Genomic DNA, 911 nt, shown 5'->3' with positions numbered 1-911 from the left:
AAGAGACCGTGGCACTAATAGCAGGTGGGCATTCCTTTGGCAAGTGTCATGGAGCGGCACCAGACAGGTTCCTTGGACCCGACCCATCATCTTCGGATGTAGAAGAGCAAGGGCTTGGCTGGAAGTTTAATTACAAAACGGGTAAGGGCCCCCATACCTTCACCAGCGGTTTTGAGGTTACATGGTCAGACACACCTACGAAATTCAGCTTAAGCTATCTGAAGTTCTTATTTTCCTACGATTGGGAACTAGTAAAGAGCCCTGCAGGAAAATATCAGTGGGTTGCCAAAGATGCTCCAGAAATAGTCCCAGATGCACACGACCCCCACAAAAAGCATCGTCCTGCCATGCTAACTGCAGACCTTGCCCTGCGCTTTGACCCCATATATGCGGAAATATGTAAGCGTTTTCTTGAGAATCCAGAATACTTTGAAAAGGTTTTCGCAAGAGCCTGGTTTAAACTAACCCACAGAGACATGGGTCCAAAGGAATTGTATCTTGGTCCAGAAGTGCCCGAAGAGGAATTTCCTTGGCAAGACCCACTACCAAGGGTAGACCACGAACTTGTTGATGACAAGGATGTAGAAGAATTAAAAAGGGAAGTCCTTAGTTCTGGGATTAGTATACCCCAACTTGTCTATACATGTTTCTCCGGCATGGTCACCTACAGACACTCCGACAGAAAGGGTGGTTTGAACGGCGCTAGGCTGCGTCTGGAGCCACAGAAAAATTGGGAAGTAAATCACCCGGAGGACCTTTCGAGAGTGCTAAACATTCTTGAAGGCATAAGGGATAGCTTTAACAAGAGAAAAGCCAAAGAAGGTAAAAAGGTGTCTCTTTCAGATTTGATAGCCATAAGTGGTTGTGCAGCAATTGAGGAGGCTGTAAGAAAGGCAGGCTATCAGATAAAG

General features: G+C 46.4%; 1 protein-coding gene. It reads left to right on the top strand.

Annotated elements, in window-relative coordinates:
* A partial coding sequence (locus NZ583_09020; protein ID MCS7281734.1) for a catalase-peroxidase occupies positions 1-911 on the top strand: 911 nt, incomplete at both ends.

This window comes from Thermodesulfobacteriota bacterium, assembly GCA_025062045.1.
Lineage (GTDB): Bacteria > Desulfobacterota > Syntrophorhabdia > Syntrophorhabdales > JANXAF01 > JANXAF01.
The sequence above is the reverse complement of the archived record's forward strand: the minus strand, read 5'-3'. Positions and strand labels throughout refer to the sequence as shown.